This is a genomic window from Streptomyces sp. NPDC047042 (assembly GCF_040644035.1).
Lineage (GTDB): Bacteria > Actinomycetota > Actinomycetes > Streptomycetales > Streptomycetaceae > Streptomyces.
In genome coordinates, this window is record NZ_JBEYVP010000063.1 from 1 (window position 1) to 13,970 (window position 13,970).

15 protein-coding genes are annotated in these 13,970 nt (G+C 68.5%); all 15 read right to left on the bottom strand.

Annotated features, from left to right (window positions below; all coding sequences use genetic code 11):
• Positions 1-115: 115 nt before the first annotated feature.
• The 15 genes from ABZ855_RS44660 to prmC all read right to left on the bottom strand — a co-directional run bounded on the left by ABZ855_RS44660 (position 116) and on the right by prmC (position 13,963).
• A complete protein-coding gene (locus ABZ855_RS44660) occupies positions 116-562 on the bottom strand; it encodes a DUF2550 domain-containing protein (protein ID WP_360818566.1) in 447 nt (148 codons plus the stop codon).
• Between the two features lie 131 nt (positions 563-693).
• A complete protein-coding gene (locus ABZ855_RS44665) occupies positions 694-1,068 on the bottom strand; it encodes a F0F1 ATP synthase subunit epsilon (protein WP_189149593.1) in 375 nt (124 codons plus the stop codon).
• Between the two features lie 129 nt (positions 1,069-1,197).
• A complete protein-coding gene (gene atpD / locus ABZ855_RS44670; protein WP_360818569.1) occupies positions 1,198-2,634 on the bottom strand; it encodes a F0F1 ATP synthase subunit beta in 1,437 nt (478 codons plus the stop codon).
• The gene (locus ABZ855_RS44675) at positions 2,634-3,551 is read right to left on the bottom strand and encodes a F0F1 ATP synthase subunit gamma (protein ID WP_360818572.1); all 918 of its coding nucleotides are present in this window, start codon (positions 3,549-3,551) and stop codon (positions 2,634-2,636) included. Before ABZ855_RS44675 ends, atpD begins: the two co-directional genes overlap by 1 nt.
• Before the next feature lie 20 nt (positions 3,552-3,571).
• The gene (gene atpA, locus ABZ855_RS44680) at positions 3,572-5,164 is read right to left on the bottom strand and encodes a F0F1 ATP synthase subunit alpha (RefSeq protein WP_360818575.1); all 1,593 of its coding nucleotides are present in this window, start codon (positions 5,162-5,164) and stop codon (positions 3,572-3,574) included.
• Between the two features lie 159 nt (positions 5,165-5,323).
• On the bottom strand, positions 5,324-6,139 hold the full coding sequence (locus tag ABZ855_RS44685; protein WP_360818653.1) for a F0F1 ATP synthase subunit delta: 816 nt from the start codon (positions 6,137-6,139) through the stop codon (positions 5,324-5,326).
• A gap of 2 nt (positions 6,140-6,141) precedes the next feature.
• Positions 6,142-6,696: a F0F1 ATP synthase subunit B gene (locus ABZ855_RS44690; RefSeq protein ID WP_360818578.1), complete on the bottom strand. Its 555-nt coding sequence runs from the start codon at positions 6,694-6,696 to the stop codon at positions 6,142-6,144.
• A gap of 42 nt (positions 6,697-6,738) precedes the next feature.
• Positions 6,739-6,975, bottom strand: a complete 237-nt coding sequence (locus tag ABZ855_RS44695) for a F0F1 ATP synthase subunit C (protein WP_360818580.1) — start codon at positions 6,973-6,975, stop codon at positions 6,739-6,741.
• Between the two features lie 75 nt (positions 6,976-7,050).
• Entirely contained in the window at positions 7,051-7,821 is a 771-nt protein-coding gene (gene atpB, locus ABZ855_RS44700) for a F0F1 ATP synthase subunit A (RefSeq protein ID WP_360818656.1), read from the bottom strand.
• Positions 7,822-8,094: 273 nt separating this feature from the next.
• Positions 8,095-8,532, bottom strand: coding sequence for a hypothetical protein (locus ABZ855_RS44705; RefSeq protein WP_360818583.1), 438 nt, complete (start codon positions 8,530-8,532; stop codon positions 8,095-8,097).
• A gap of 321 nt (positions 8,533-8,853) precedes the next feature.
• Positions 8,854-10,209, bottom strand: coding sequence for an MraY family glycosyltransferase (locus tag ABZ855_RS44710; protein ID WP_360818586.1), 1,356 nt, complete (start codon positions 10,207-10,209; stop codon positions 8,854-8,856).
• 126 nt (positions 10,210-10,335) lie between these two features.
• Complete coding sequence (gene glyA / locus ABZ855_RS44715) at positions 10,336-11,589, bottom strand: serine hydroxymethyltransferase (RefSeq protein WP_360818589.1); 1,254 nt, start codon at positions 11,587-11,589, stop codon at positions 10,336-10,338.
• A 147-nt stretch (positions 11,590-11,736) separates the two neighbouring features.
• Positions 11,737-12,417 (bottom strand): protein-tyrosine-phosphatase, encoded by a 681-nt coding sequence (locus tag ABZ855_RS44720; RefSeq protein ID WP_360818592.1) that lies wholly within the window; start codon positions 12,415-12,417, stop codon positions 11,737-11,739.
• On the bottom strand, positions 12,414-13,061 hold the full coding sequence (locus ABZ855_RS44725) for an L-threonylcarbamoyladenylate synthase (RefSeq protein WP_360818595.1): 648 nt from the start codon (positions 13,059-13,061) through the stop codon (positions 12,414-12,416). The genes ABZ855_RS44720 and ABZ855_RS44725 overlap by 4 nt, the downstream gene beginning before the upstream one ends.
• A 62-nt stretch (positions 13,062-13,123) precedes the next feature.
• Positions 13,124-13,963, bottom strand: a complete 840-nt coding sequence (gene prmC / locus ABZ855_RS44730; RefSeq protein WP_319211918.1) for a peptide chain release factor N(5)-glutamine methyltransferase — start codon at positions 13,961-13,963, stop codon at positions 13,124-13,126.
• Positions 13,964-13,970 lie beyond the last annotated feature (7 nt).

Below are 13,970 nucleotides of genomic sequence, written 5' to 3' on the forward strand. Positions count from 1 at the left end.
AGGGCGACGGCCGCGGCGTCGTGCAGGTCGCGGGCCTCCTCCCAGTAGCGGATCTCCGCGTGGTCGTTGGCGTAACTGCTGGTCAGGTACGCACCCACCCCGCCGCACACACATGTCAGGCCACGTTCACCTGTTGCCCGGGAGGCGCCGCCTCCAGCCAGGCGAGGAAACCGGTCAGCGCGTCGTCGCTCATCGCCAGCTCCAGTCTCGTCCCCCGATGGAAACAGGCCAGCACGACCGCGTCCGAGAGCAGGGCCAGCTCCTCCTCGCCGTCGGGGGCGCGGCGGCCGGACACCTCGATCGCCGAGCGTTCCAGGACGCGGCGCGGACGCGGGGAGTACGAGAAGACGCGGTACCACTCGATCCGGTCACCGTTGTAGCGTGCGACCCCGTAACCCCAGCCCTTGCCGCTGGGGTCGGGTTTCTCCGGTACGTCCCAGCGCAGGCTGCAGTCGAACGTACCGCCGGAGCGTTGGATGAGGCGGCGGCGCAGACCGAAGACGAACAGGCCGACCACTACGACCGCCACGACCACGCCGCACACAGTCAGAGCGAGGATCATCGACACCGACCTCCTCGTCTCCTAGATAACGGAAAAGAAAAAACACCCGGATTCGCCTCAGCCGCGGCCAGGACCGGCGGTAACCGGTCCCAGCCGCGGCTGAGGCAAAGCATCACATCACTGCGCTGGTGTCAGCGCGCCGCCACGGCCCGCAGTCGGACGTCCGCACGCCGCTCGGCGGAGGCGTCGCCCTCCGCCTTCGCGCGCTCGAGCTCACGCTCGACGCGCTGGACGTCGATCTCGTCCGCCAGCTCGGCGATCTCCGCCAGCAGGGACAGCTTGTTGTCCGCGAACGAGATGAAACCGCCGTGCGCCGCGGCCACGACCGTTCCACCATCACTCGTACGGATGGTCACCGGGCCCGACTCCAGCACACCGAGCAGCGGCTGGTGACCGGGCATGACGCCGATGTCGCCGGACGTGGTGCGCGCGACGACCAGGGTGGCCTCGCCGGACCAGACCTGGCGGTCGGCAGCGACCAGCTCGACGTGCAGCTCAGCAGCCAAGGTTGGCTCCTCGGGTCACCACCCGGCCGTTGTGCCGGGTGTTGGGGTCAATTCTAGTAGGTGTGAGGAGAGGGGCAGGACGCACCCCGCGTAGGGTGCTCCCCTGCCCCTCTCCCAAAGGTGCGGGGGTCAGGAGACGCCCAGCTCCTTGGCGTTGGCCTTGAGGTCCTCAATGCCACCGCAGAGGAAGAACGCCTGCTCCGGGAAGTGGTCGTAGTCGCCGTCGATGATCGCGTTGAACGCGGTGATCGACTCGTCCAGCGGTACGTCCGACCCGTCGACGCCGGTGAACTGCTTGGCGACGTGGGTGTTCTGGGACAGGAAGCGCTCCACGCGACGGGCACGGTGGACGACGAGCTTGTCCTCCTCGCCGAGCTCGTCGATACCGAGGATCGCGATGATGTCCTGAAGGTCCTTGTACTTCTGCAGGACCGTCTTGACGCGCATCGCGGTGTTGTAGTGGTCCGCCGCGATGTAGCGGGGGTCCAGGATGCGGGACGTGGAGTCCAGCGGGTCCACGGCCGGGTAGATGCCCTTCTCGGAGATCGGACGGGAGAGAACCGTCGTCGCGTCGAGGTGGGCGAAGGTGGTGGCCGGGGCCGGGTCGGTCAGGTCGTCCGCGGGGACGTAGATCGCCTGCATCGAGGTGATCGAGTGACCACGGGTCGAGGTGATGCGCTCCTGGAGGAGACCCATCTCGTCGGCCAGGTTCGGCTGGTAACCCACCGCGGAGGGCATACGGCCGAGCAGGGTCGAGACCTCGGAACCGGCCTGCGTGAAGCGGAAGATGTTGTCGATGAAGAACAGCACGTCCTGCTTCTGCACATCGCGGAAGTACTCCGCCATGGTCAGACCGGCCAGGGCCACGCGCAGACGCGTCCCCGGGGGCTCGTCCATCTGGCCGAAGACCAGGGCGGTCTTGTCGATGACGCCCGAGTCGGCCATCTCCTCGATGAGGTCGTTGCCCTCACGCGTGCGCTCACCGACACCGGCGAACACGGAGACACCGTCGTGGTTGTTGGCGACGCGGTAGATCATCTCCTGGATGAGCACCGTCTTGCCGACGCCGGCACCGCCGAACAGGCCGATCTTTCCACCCTTGACGTACGGGGTGAGAAGGTCGATGACCTTGACGCCGGTCTCGAACATCTCGGTCTTCGACTCGAGCTCGTCGAAGCGCGGGGCCTTGCGGTGGATGGACCAGCGCTCGCCCGAGTAGGACTCGTCGGAGTTCAGCACCTCACCGAGGGTGTTGAACACCTTGCCCTTGGTGAAGTCGCCGACCGGGACGGTGATGCCCGTACCCGTGTCGGTGACGGCGGCCTGGCGGACCAGACCGTCGGTGGGCTGCATCGAGATGGTGCGGACCAGGCCGTCACCCAGGTGCTGGGCGACTTCCAGGGTCAGCGTCTTCTTCGCGCCGTCCTGGGCCGGGTCGGCCACCTCGACGTGAAGGGCGTTGTAGATGTCGGGCATGGCGTCGACGGGGAATTCCACGTCGACGACCGGGCCGATGACCCGGGCGACGCGGCCCGTGGCAGCGGCCGTCTCAACTGTCGTCGTCATTACCTGTCACTCCCCGCGGTCGCGTCGGCCAGGGCTGCGGAGCCACCGACGATCTCGCTGATTTCCTGGGTGATTTCGGCCTGTCGGGCCGCGTTGGCAAGTCGGGAGAGCGTGGTGATGAGCTCTCCCGCGTTGTCGGTCGCCGACTTCATCGCGCGGCGCGTGGCGGCGTGCTTGGAGGCAGCCGACTGGAGCATCGCGTTGTAGATACGGCTCTCGACGTACCGCGGCAGCAGGGCGTCGAGGACGTCCTCCGCCGACGGCTCGAAGTCGTACAGCGGAAGGATCTCGCCCTTGGCGGAGGACTCCGCGGCAACCTCGTCGAGGCTGAGCGGCAGCAGACGGTCGTCGACCGCGTTCTGCGTCATCATCGAGACGAACTCGGTGTAGACGATGTGGAGTTCGTCCACGCCGCCGTCCGCCGTCTCCTTCTCGATGGCCTCGATGAGCGGTCCCGCGACCTTCTTGGCGTCCGCGTACGTGGGCTCGTCGGTGAAGCCCGACCACGACTCCACGACCGTGCGCTCGCGGAAGTTGTAGTGGGCCAGACCGCGGCGGCCGACGATGTACGTGTCGACCTCCCTGCCCTCCGCCTCAAGTCGCGCCGTCAGCTTCTCGGCGGCCTTGATCGCGTTGGAGTTGAAGGCGCCGGCCAGACCGCGGTCGCTCGTGAGGAGCAGGACCGCGGAACGGGTCGGCGTCTCGGCCTCGGTGGTCAGCGGGTGCCTGGTGTTAGAGCCTGTGCCGACCGCCGTGACCGCGCGGGTGAGCTCGGTCGCGTACGGCGCGGAGGCCGCCACCTTGCGCTGCGCCTTGACGACACGCGAGGCGGCGATCATCTCCATCGCCTTGGTGATCTTCTTGGTCGCGGTGACGGATTTGATGCGACGCTTGTAGACCCGGAGCTGGGCTCCCATGAGTCAGGTCCCTTCCGTCGTCACTTGCCCGCAGCGGCAGGGGTGTCCTCGCCGAGCAGCTTGCCGTCCGACGTCTCGAACTGCTTCTTGAACTCCGCGACAGCGTCGCCGATGGCGGTGATGGTGTCGTCCGACATCTTGGCGCCCTCCTTGATGGAGGTCATGAGGCCCTGCTCCTTGCGGTGCAGGTACTCCAGGAGCTCCTTCTCGAAGCGGCGGATGTCGGCGACCGGTACATCGTCCATACGGCCGGTGGTACCGGTCCAGATGGAGACGACCTGGTCCTCGGTGGCCATCGGCTCGTACTGAGCCTGCTTGAGCAGCTCGACGAGGCGCTGACCGCGCTCCAGCTGCGACTTCGACGCGGCGTCCAGGTCGGAACCGAAGGCGGCGAACGCCTCCAGCTCACGGTACTGGGCGAGGTCGAGGCGCAGTCGGCCGGACACCTGGCGCATGGCCTTGTGCTGTGCGGAACCACCGACTCGGGAGACGGAGATACCGACGTTCAGCGCGGGGCGCTGACCGGCGTTGAACAGGTCCGACTCCAGGAAGCACTGGCCGTCGGTGATGGAGATGACGTTGGTCGGGATGAACGCCGAGACGTCGTTGGCCTTCGTCTCGACGATCGGCAGACCGGTCATCGAGCCGGCGCCCAGCTCGTCGGAGAGCTTCGCGCAGCGCTCCAGCAGACGGGAGTGCAGGTAGAAGACGTCACCCGGGTAGGCCTCACGCCCCGGCGGGCGGCGCAGCAGGAGGGACACGGCGCGGTAGGCGTCGGCCTGCTTCGAGAGGTCGTCGAAGATGATGAGGACGTGCTTGCCCTCGTACATCCACTGCTGGCCGATGGCCGAACCGGTGTACGGCGCAAGGTACTTGAAGCCGGCCGGGTCGGACGCCGGGGCGGCGACGATGGTCGTGTACTCCAGCGCGCCGGCCTCTTCGAGGGCGCCACGCACGGAGGCGATGGTCGAGCCCTTCTGGCCGATGGCGACGTAGACGCAGCGGACCTGCTTCTTCACGTCGCCGGAGCGCCAGTTGTCACGCTGGTTGATGATCGTGTCGACGGCCAGAGCGGTCTTGCCGGTCTGACGGTCGCCGATGACCAGCTGACGCTGACCGCGGCCGATCGGGGTCATCGCGTCGACGGCCTTGTAGCCCGTCTCCATCGGCTCGTGCACCGACTTGCGCGCCATGACGCCGGGGGCCTGCAGCTCGAGGGCGCGGCGACCGCTGGTCTCGATCTCGCCGAGGCCGTCGATCGGGTTGCCGAGCGGGTCGACGACACGGCCGAGGTAGCCCTCGCCGACCGCCACGGACAGGACCTCGCCGGTACGGGTGACCGGCTGGCCCTCCTCGATGCCGCTGAACTCGCCGAGGATGACGGTACCGATCTCGCGCTCTTCGAGGTTGAGCGCGAGTCCGAGGGTGCCGTCCTCGAACTTCAGCAGTTCGTTGGCCATGGCCGAGGGCAGGCCCTCGACCTTCGCGATGCCGTCACCGGCGAGAGTGACTGTGCCGACCTCCTCGCGCGAGGCCGCGTCCGGCTGGTACGACTGGACAAAGGTCTCCAGCGCGTCCCGGATCTCCTCCGGCCGGATCGTGAGCTCCGCCATCTGGGTTCCCTGCTCTCCTTGTTGGGCCCGAAGTTTCACTTGGGGGGATGGGGACTCCCCCCAAAAAGAGGTGAATCCTCTGCACGGCCCAACCAGGGCCGTAGTCAAGTACGTACTACGAGTATTGAGTTGCTGCGTTCTGCGTGGCTGCCGGGCGAGCTAGCTCGCCATGCGGCGGCCGGCGTCCTCGATGCGGTCCGCGATGCTGCCGTTGATGACCTCGTCGCCGACCAGCACCCGGATACCGCCGAGGACCTCGGGGTCCACGTCCAGGTTCAGGTGCATCTGGCGGCCGTAGAGCTTCGCGAGGGCGGCGCCGAGGCGCTGCTTCTGCGGGTCGCTCAGCGGAACCGCGGAGGTGACGACGGCGACCATGCGGTCCCGGCGCTCGGCGGCGAGCTTGGACAGGGACTCGAGTCCCGCTTCCAGGCTACGTCCCCGCGGCGCGGTGACAAGGCGCGTCACCAGACGCTCGGTCGTCGCGGCGGCCCGGCCCCCGAGCAGGCTGCGCAGCAGCTCGCCCTTGGCACCGGTGGTCGCGGCACGGTCGGTCAGCGCGGCGCGCAGCTCGGTGTTCGAGGAGACGATCCGGCCGAACCGGAACAGCTCGTCCTCGACGTTGTCGAGCGCACCCGCCTGCTGGGCGGCCGTGAGGTCGGCGACGTCCGCCAGCTCCTCCAGCGCGTCCACCAGGTCGCGCGAACGCGACCAGCGGGAACGCACCATGCCGGCCACCAGGTCGGTGGTGGGCCCGCCGACCTGGCTGCCGAAGAGGCGCTGGGCCAGCGCGGCCTTGGCCTCCCCGGACTGCGCCGGGTCGGTCAGGACCCGGCGCAGGGACACCTCGCGGTGCAGCAGCGCGGTGACCGCGGCCAGCTCGTCGGACAGCTTCTTCGCGTCGGCGGACGTGGAGTCCGTCAGCGCGTCGAGACGCTCACGTGCGGCGGCGGCAGCCTCGCGACTGGCTCCGTGCACGCTCATCGAGTCGCCTCGGCCTTCTCCTCGAGGTCGTCGAGGAAGCGGTCGATCACGCGGCTCTGCCGGGCGTGGTCCTCGAGGGACTCGCCGACGAGCTTGCCGGCCAGCTCGGTCGCGAGCTTGCCGACGTCCTGGCGGAGCGCGGACGAGGCGGCCTTGCGGTCGGCGTCGAGCTGGGCGTGACCGGCGGCGACGATCTCCTCGCGCTGCCGCTGGCCTTCCGCGCGCATCTCGGCGATGAGCGTGGCGCCCTGCTCCTGCGCCTCCTGGCGCAGCCGCGCGGCCTCGTGCCGGGCCTCGGCGAGCTGTGCCTTGTACTGCTCAAGGACGCTCTGGGCCTCGACCTTCATGGCGTCGGCCTCTTCGATGCCGCCTTCGATCGCCGCGCGACGCTCCTCCAGAACCTTGTTGATGTTCGGAAGCAGCTTCTTCCAGAAGAAGAAGAACACGATGGCGAAGGCGATGGTGCCGACGAGCAGCTCGGGGCCGGGCGGGAGGAGCGGGTTCTGCTCTTCCGAGTGCTCGGCCGCCAGCCGCACCAGGTTGTCGATCACATCAGTGCCTTTCGTCGATGCGTGTCGTATCAGTAGGGGTGATTACTGACCGAACACGAACGGCATGACGATGCCGATGAGGGCGAGCGCCTCGCAGAACGCGAAGCCGAGGATCTGGTTGGCGCGGATCAGGCCGGCAGCTTCGGGCTGACGGGCGAGCGCCTGGGTGCCGTTACCGAAGATGATGCCGACGCCGACGCCGGGGCCGATGGCGGCGAGGCCGTAGCCGATGGAACCGAGCGAACCGGAGACAGCGGCAAGGGTCTCAGTGGCAGCCATGCTGAATCTTCCTTCTGTTTCATGGACCGGCGGGGGTTGGCCACCGGACGCTTTGGGGCGTGCGAGGAGGGGTGCTCAGTGGTGCTTGGCGAGAGCGCCCTGGATGTACGAGCAGGCGAGGAGCACGAAGACGTACGCCTGGACCGCCTGCACGAAAAGCTCGAAGAGGATCATGACCATGGTCATGACGAACGAGACGCCGGCCGCCGGGATCATCACGCCGTTCAGCAGGTACCAGGAGGCGACGGTGAACATGACCAGCATCAGGTGACCGGCGAACATGTTGGCGAACAGTCGCACCGCGTGCGTGAACGGCCGGACGAAGAGGTTCGAGAAGAACTCGATGACCATGACGAGCGGGAGAACGGCGCCCAGCGACTTGTCGTAGCCGGTGATGTTCTTGAAGAAGCCGACGAACCCGTGGCGCTTGAACGTCAGGCTGACCCAGAGGACCCAGACGATGGCCGCGAGCACTGCCGGGAAGGCGATGATCGACGACACCGGGAACTGCGCCAGCGGGATCACGGACCAGATGTTCATGATCCAGATGAAGAAGAACAGCGAGACCATCAGGGGGACGTACTTCTCGCCCTCCTTCTTGCCGAGCGTCTCGTAGACGATGCCGCGGCGTACGAAGTCGTAGCCGGCCTCGCCGATCATCTGCAGCTTGCCCGGGACCACCTTCGCCTTGCCGAAGGCAAGCGTGAAGAAGGTGATGACCAGAAGCGTGGTGATGAGCGCGAGCAGCATCACCTTGTTGAACTCGAACCCGCCGACCGTCGCGATCGGCTGGAAGAGGAACGAGTGCAGGCCCGGTGCCGGGAAGCCGCAGCCGTTGTCGGACATGATCCGACAGTTCCACTCAAAGGCGAGCTGGGTCTGGTCAGCACTCACCACGGGCTCCTTCGGCGTGACGCATGGGTACGGCAACCTCGTTGTGTCGGCGCGGCACGCAGCCGCTGGTCGGCACTGGACTGGTGAAACGGATATGAGGGCGGCGGTGGGGCATCAAGCCTCGCGATTGAGCAGGCGTCAGCTCAGATGCCCGCGCCCGCGATGCCGCAGTTGGCACCGGACGATAGCAGGAGAACCCGACTGCCTTTATCCCGGCCCTACCCCTCACGATGTCGATCCGGACTTCTCGGACTTTGCAGTCGTCGACGAGTCCGGATCGACGTAGAAGATCTTGGCCTTCATGTGCGCGCGGGCCTGTGCGGCCATCCATACGACGGTCGACACGACAAGCCCGACCGCGAACGCCCTCGGGTTGAAGGCGGTGGTGTCCTTGAACAGACCCGCGAAGATCAGCAACAGCAGCAACTGGGCGACATAGAGCATCAGCCCCATGGCCTGGAACAGGTGCGGGAGCGTTTTTGCCGTCCACTGCAGGACGTACAGCCCGATGCCCATGAAGAGGATCGCGAGCACCGTGCCGACCGCGGCGCCGAGCGCACCCTTGCCACCGGCGACCCCGGCGCTGACGGCGATGACAATCGCGCCGACAGCCGCTGTGGGGACAGCGGTGTGCAACAGGTTCCGGGCGTCATTGGACGGCATGGCGGCAACTCCGCTTTCGCAGGGGGCGTGGGGTGTCGTCATGGACGAGCGTAGTCCTGGACGGAGAGTGGATTCCTCACACCAATGGACCGTCGCAATAAGGTCCTTCGGCTCTGTCCTGGGTTCTCGTGAACCGTATCACAAACTATTTGATGAGGTCTTTACCTCGAAGGTGTGCTCGGCGTCACACATGAGAGTGAACCTGCACGTCTGTGCAGAATCAGCGCCGACTTGTCTGGTATTGGGCGCTTTACCCACCCCGGACTCCGTCTACGGTCTCTCTGTTTCAAGCAAAGCGTTAGTCAGATTCTTACCTTGTGGTCAGCGCGACGACCCGGCCTTACGCCGGTCCGGACGACGCGAACGCGCGCCGATCGCGGTCGCCCCGTTGACTCCCGAGACCCCGGCCCGCACCGGCGCCCGGTGCTCGCCGGGATCGGCGGGCTCCGCGTGGTCGGCCGGCACCGAGGGCACCGACGCGGCCGGCGCCGTCGCCGCCTCCGCGGTCCGGCGGCGACGGTAGCGCGGCGGCACGAAGCGCTCGGCCCAGCGCGGGGCGCGCGGCGTGAAGCGCGGCAGCAGCAGAAGGACAAGTCCGATCGCGCTCAGCGCCACCACGCTCAGGACGATCCACATGGACGCGTTGTTGACCGAGTAGGACAGGGCGCCGAAGCCGATGAGCGCCGACCAGAAGTACATGATCAGGACGGCCCTGCTGTGCGAGTGCCCGACCTCCAGGAGCCGGTGGTGCAGATGCCCCCGGTCGGCCGCGAACGGCGACTGCCCGCGCCAGGTGCGCCGCACGATGGCCAGCACCAGGTCGGCGGCCGGGATCGCGATGATCGTGAGCGGCATCAGCAGCGGGATGTAGACCGGCACCATCTGGTGCACGGTGTTGCGCTCGGACCCGGAGAACAGGTTCATCGCGTCGGGGTCGATCTGCCCGGTGATGGAGATCGCGCCGGCCGCCAGCACCAGGCCGATGAGCATCGACCCGGAGTCGCCCATGAAGATCCGGGCCGGGTGCATGTTGTGCGGCAGGAAGCCGAGGCACATGCCCATCAGGATCACCGAGAAGAGGGTGGCCGGGGCGGCGGCCTCGATGCCGTACGAGACCCAGACGCGGTAGGCGTAGAGGAAGAACGCCGCCGACGCGATGCACACCATGCCGGCCGCGAGGCCGTCCAGGCCGTCGACGAAGTTGACGGCGTTGATGGTGATGACGACCAGCGCCACCGTCAGCAGCGTGCCCTGCCACTGGGTCAGCGCCACGTTGCCCACCGACGGGATCGGCAGCCACAGGATCGTCAGACCCTGCATGACCATCACGCCGGCGGCGATCATCTGGCCGCCCAGCTTGATCAGGGCGTCGATCTCGAACTTGTCGTCCAGGACGCCGATCAGCCAGATCAGCGCGGCGCCGGAGAGCAGCGCCCGCGGCTCGTTGCTGTTCTTGAAGACCTCGTGGAGGTTGGTGAGATGGTCGGCGACCAGCAGTCCGGCGCACAGCCCGAAGAACATCGCGATCCCACCGAGCCGCGGAGTGGGTTCCCGGTGCACGTCACGGGCCCTGATCTCCGGCATCGCTCCGGCCACGATCGCGAACTTCCGTACCGGCCCTGTCAGCAGATACGTCACCGCGGCCGTGATGCAGAGCGTCAGCAGGTATTCACGCACGGGCTTCCCCACAGGTCTCGCTGGCCATCCAGGCCCCACACCCTAGCGAGGGACGCATAGGGATAGGGACTTCCGGGTAGCGAAGATGGTTGCACGTGCGCCTGTGCACGAGTTGACGACTACCCCTCACCGACCGGGATACGGCGGAAATCTACCGGCCAGCTCCCGCACTTCTTCACGTGCCCCAGCACTCTCGACAGTCCCACGCAGCACACCCGAGAACAGCACGGCGATCCGCGCCATCTCGGCCTCCCCCATCCCCTGCGTGGTCAACGCGGCCGTCCCCAGCCGCAGTCCACGCGCCTCTCCGTGCGGCAGGGCGCAGCAGTCCAGGACCACTCCGGCCGCGGAGAGCAGGCCTCGCGCGGTGCGTCCGTCCACGCCGAGCGGTGCCGGATCGGCGGTGATGAGATGGGTGTCGGTGCCGCCCGTGGTGACGACGAGCCCCTCGGCGGCCAGCCCCGCCGCCAGCACCCTGGCGTTGGCGACCACCTGATGGGCGTACGCCGTGAAGGCCGGGGTCGCCGCCTCGCCGAAGGCGACGGCCTTGGCGGCGATCGTGTGCATCTGCGCGCCCCCCTGGGTGAACGGGAAAACGGCCCGGTCGACCCGTTCCGCGAGCTCCGCGCCGCACAGCAGCATCCCGCCGCGCGGCCCGCGCAGCACCTTGTGGGTGGTGGCGCAGACGACGTCGGCGTACGGCACGGGGCTGGGCGCCGCTCCGCCGGCCACGAGCCCGATGGGGTGGGCGGCGTCCGCGATGAGGTAGGCGCCGGCCTCGTCGGCGATCTCGCGGAAGGCGGCGTAGTCGATGTGCCGGGGATAGGCGATGGACCCGCAGACGATCGCCTTGGGGCGATGCGTACGGGCGAGTGCGCGCACCTGCTCGTAGTCGATGAGCCCGCTCTCCGCGTCCACCCCGTAGGGGACGAAGTCGAACCAGCGTCCGGAGAAGTTGTTGGGCGACCCGTGGGTGAGATGGCCGCCGTGGGGCAGGCCGAGGGCGAGAACGGTGTCACCGGGGCGCAGAAGGGCGGCATAGGCGGCCAGTACGGCCGAAGACCCGCTGTGGGACTGGACGTTGGCGTGTTCGGCGCCGAACAGCGCCCTGGCCCGTTCCATGGCGACGCGCTCGGCGACGTCGACGATCTCGCACCCGCCGTGGTGCCGGGCGCCGGGATATCCCTCGGCGTACTTGTTGGCGAGCGGCGAGCCGAGCGCGGCCAGCACGGCGGGCGAGGTGAAGTTCTCGGCGGCGATCAGCTGAAGCGACGTCGCCTGCCGCTCGGCCTCCCCGAGGAGCAGCTCGGCGAGCTCGGGGTCCTGCCGGCGCAGTACATCAACAGCGAGATCGCCCTCGAGGGCACGCGTGACCGACATGGTGGACTCCGGACGTCGACGGTGACGTACGTCCAATGTAGGCCTGATGGGGCGCGTCAGCGCCCCAAAGGGGCGCGGGGAACTGCGCGACCAGCCACGACGGACCCGCAGCCGCACGACGACGCCCAAAGGCAGGTCAGTGGGCGCTCAGGTCCTCGCCGACACCCCGGTCAGCGCTGTCACCACAGGGTCCAGCGCCAGCTGTATCTCGTCGCCGATCGACCGGAAAAAGGTCAGAGGCGCGCCGTACGGGTCGTACACCTCGTCCGCCTCCGCCGTGGGTGCGAGAAGCCACCCGCGTAGAGCCGCCGCGGCACGGACCAGTGCGCGCGCCCGTTCGATCATGCCGTCGTCCAGCGGGGGCAGGGTCGCCGGGTCGATCGCCTTCACCAGGCGGGTGAACTCCTTCAGGGTGAAGGTGCGCAGGCCCGCCGAGTGGCCCATGGAGATGACCTGCGCGCGGTGGTCGCGCGTGGCCGTCAGGACCAGGTCGGCCCGGATGACGTGCTCGTCGAGCAGTTCGCGCCCGGTGAAGCCGGAGGCGTCCGCGCCGAACTCCGCGAGGACCGCCTCCGCGTTGGCCTCCATGGGCGCGCCCTCGTGGCCCCACGTACCAGCGCTCTCCACGATCAGGCCGCCCCACAGCGGGTCGCCGAGCCGGTCCGCCAGGGCATGCCGGGTCAGCCGCTCGGTGATCGGTGAGCGGCAGACGTTGCCGGTGCTGACATAGAGGATGCGGAAGGCGTCCCGCGAGGCCCCGTTCCAGTGCTGAGCCCCCGTGACCCCCGTGCGCGGGCCTATGCCACGCCCCGCGTCAGGGGCTGTCAATTCGCCACCTCTAGGTCGGGGACCACCTTGCGCAGCTCTTCGGCGGACAGCGCGCCCGCGCGCAGCAGGACCGGCACCTTGCCCGTGACGTCGACGATCGACGACGGGACGATGCCGGGCGTGGGACCGCCGTCCAGGTAGACGGAGACCGAGTCGCCGAGCATCTCCTGGGCGGCGTCGCAGTCCTCGGGGGACGGGTGGCCGGTCAGGTTGGCGGAGGAGACGGCCATGGGGCCGACCTCGGTGAGCAGTTCGATGGCGACCGGGTGCAGCGGCATGCGTACGGCGACCGTGCCCCGGGTGTCGCCCAGGTCCCACTGGAGGGACGGCTGGTGCTTGGCGACGAGGGTGAGGGCGCCCGGCCAGAAGGCGTCGACGAGTTCCCAGGCCATCTCGGAGAAGTCCGTGACGAGGCCGTGCAGGGTGTTCGGGGAACCGATCAGGACGGGCGTGGGCATGCCACGACCGCGGCCCTTGGCCTCCAGCAGGTCGGTGACGGCCTCGGCGGAGAACGCGTCGGCGCCGATGCCGTAGACCGTGTCGGTCGGGAGGACCACCAGCTCGCCGCGGCGGACGGCGGACGCGGCCTCGCGCAGACCGGTCGTGCGGTCGGTCGCGTCGTTGGTGTCGTATCGCCGAGCCATTTAGCGGGCCTCCTCGTACACGTACTGCTGGGGGTAGAGAGTGTCGAATGTCGGGGTGACGCTCACGGCATGGCCCTGCGGGCGGTCGCGAAGCGCGGGCGGTTGTTGAGGTCCGGGTGGTCGGCCGCGTCGGCCCAGCCCCGTTCCTCGGTGAAGATCCACGGCACCTGGCCGCCCTGGGTGTCCGCGTGCTCGACGACGACGACGCCGCCGGGACGCAGCAGCCGGTGGGCGGTGCGTTCCAGGCCCCGGATGAGGTCGAGGCCGTCCTCGCCGGAGAACAGGGCGAGTTCGGGATCGTGGTCCCGGGCCTCCGGAGCGACGTACTCCCACTCCGTGAGCGGGATGTACGGCGGGTTGGAGATGACCAGGTCGACCTGGCCGTCGAGGTCCTGGAAGGCGTCGAGGGCGTTGCCCTGCCGCAGGTCGACCCTGGACCCCTCCATGTTCTTGCGGGTCCACGCCAGGGCGTCCTCGGACAGCTCCACGGCGTGCACCCGGGAGCGCGGGACCTCCTGGGCGAGGGCGAGCGCGATGGCGCCGGAGCCGGTGCACAGGTCGACGATCAGCGGCTCGACGACGTCCATCGCGCGGACGGCGTCTATGGCCCAGCCGACGACCGACTCGGTCTCGGGACGCGGCACGAACACGCCCGGTCCGACCTGGAGTTCCAGGTAGCGGAAGAAGGCGCGCCCGGTGATGTGCTGGAGCGGCTCGCGGGCCTCGCGGCGGGCGATGACCTCCCAGTAGCGGGCGTCGAAGTCGGTGTCCTTGACGGTGTGCAGCGTCCCGCGCTTCACACCGTGCACGAACGCGGCGAGCTCCTCCGCGTCGTTGCGCGGCGAGGGCACGCCGGCGTCGGCCAGCCGCTGGGTGGCCTGGGCCACCTCCGCGAGCAGCACGCTGCGG

Coding starts and splice junctions, on each gene's coding strand:
- atpB (WP_360818656.1), bottom strand. CDS start 7,821: ATGTCCGACAACGGCTGCGGCTTCCCGGCACCGGGCCTGCACTCGTTC.
- atpA (WP_360818575.1), bottom strand. CDS start 5,164: ATGGCGGAGCTCACGATCCGGCCGGAGGAGATCCGGGACGCGCTGGAG.
- atpD (WP_360818569.1), bottom strand. CDS start 2,634: ATGACGACGACAGTTGAGACGGCCGCTGCCACGGGCCGCGTCGCCCGG.
- ABZ855_RS44705 (WP_360818583.1), bottom strand. CDS start 8,532: ATGCCGTCCAATGACGCCCGGAACCTGTTGCACACCGCTGTCCCCACA.
- ABZ855_RS44660 (WP_360818566.1), bottom strand. CDS start 562: ATGATCCTCGCTCTGACTGTGTGCGGCGTGGTCGTGGCGGTCGTAGTG.
- ABZ855_RS44725 (WP_360818595.1), bottom strand. CDS start 13,061: ATGGCTCGGCGATACGACACCAACGACGCGACCGACCGCACGACCGGT.
- ABZ855_RS44695 (WP_360818580.1), bottom strand. CDS start 6,975: ATGGCTGCCACTGAGACCCTTGCCGCTGTCTCCGGTTCGCTCGGTTCC.
- ABZ855_RS44675 (WP_360818572.1), bottom strand. CDS start 3,551: ATGGGAGCCCAGCTCCGGGTCTACAAGCGTCGCATCAAATCCGTCACC.
- glyA (WP_360818589.1), bottom strand. CDS start 11,589: ATGTCGGTCACGCGTGCCCTCGAGGGCGATCTCGCTGTTGATGTACTG.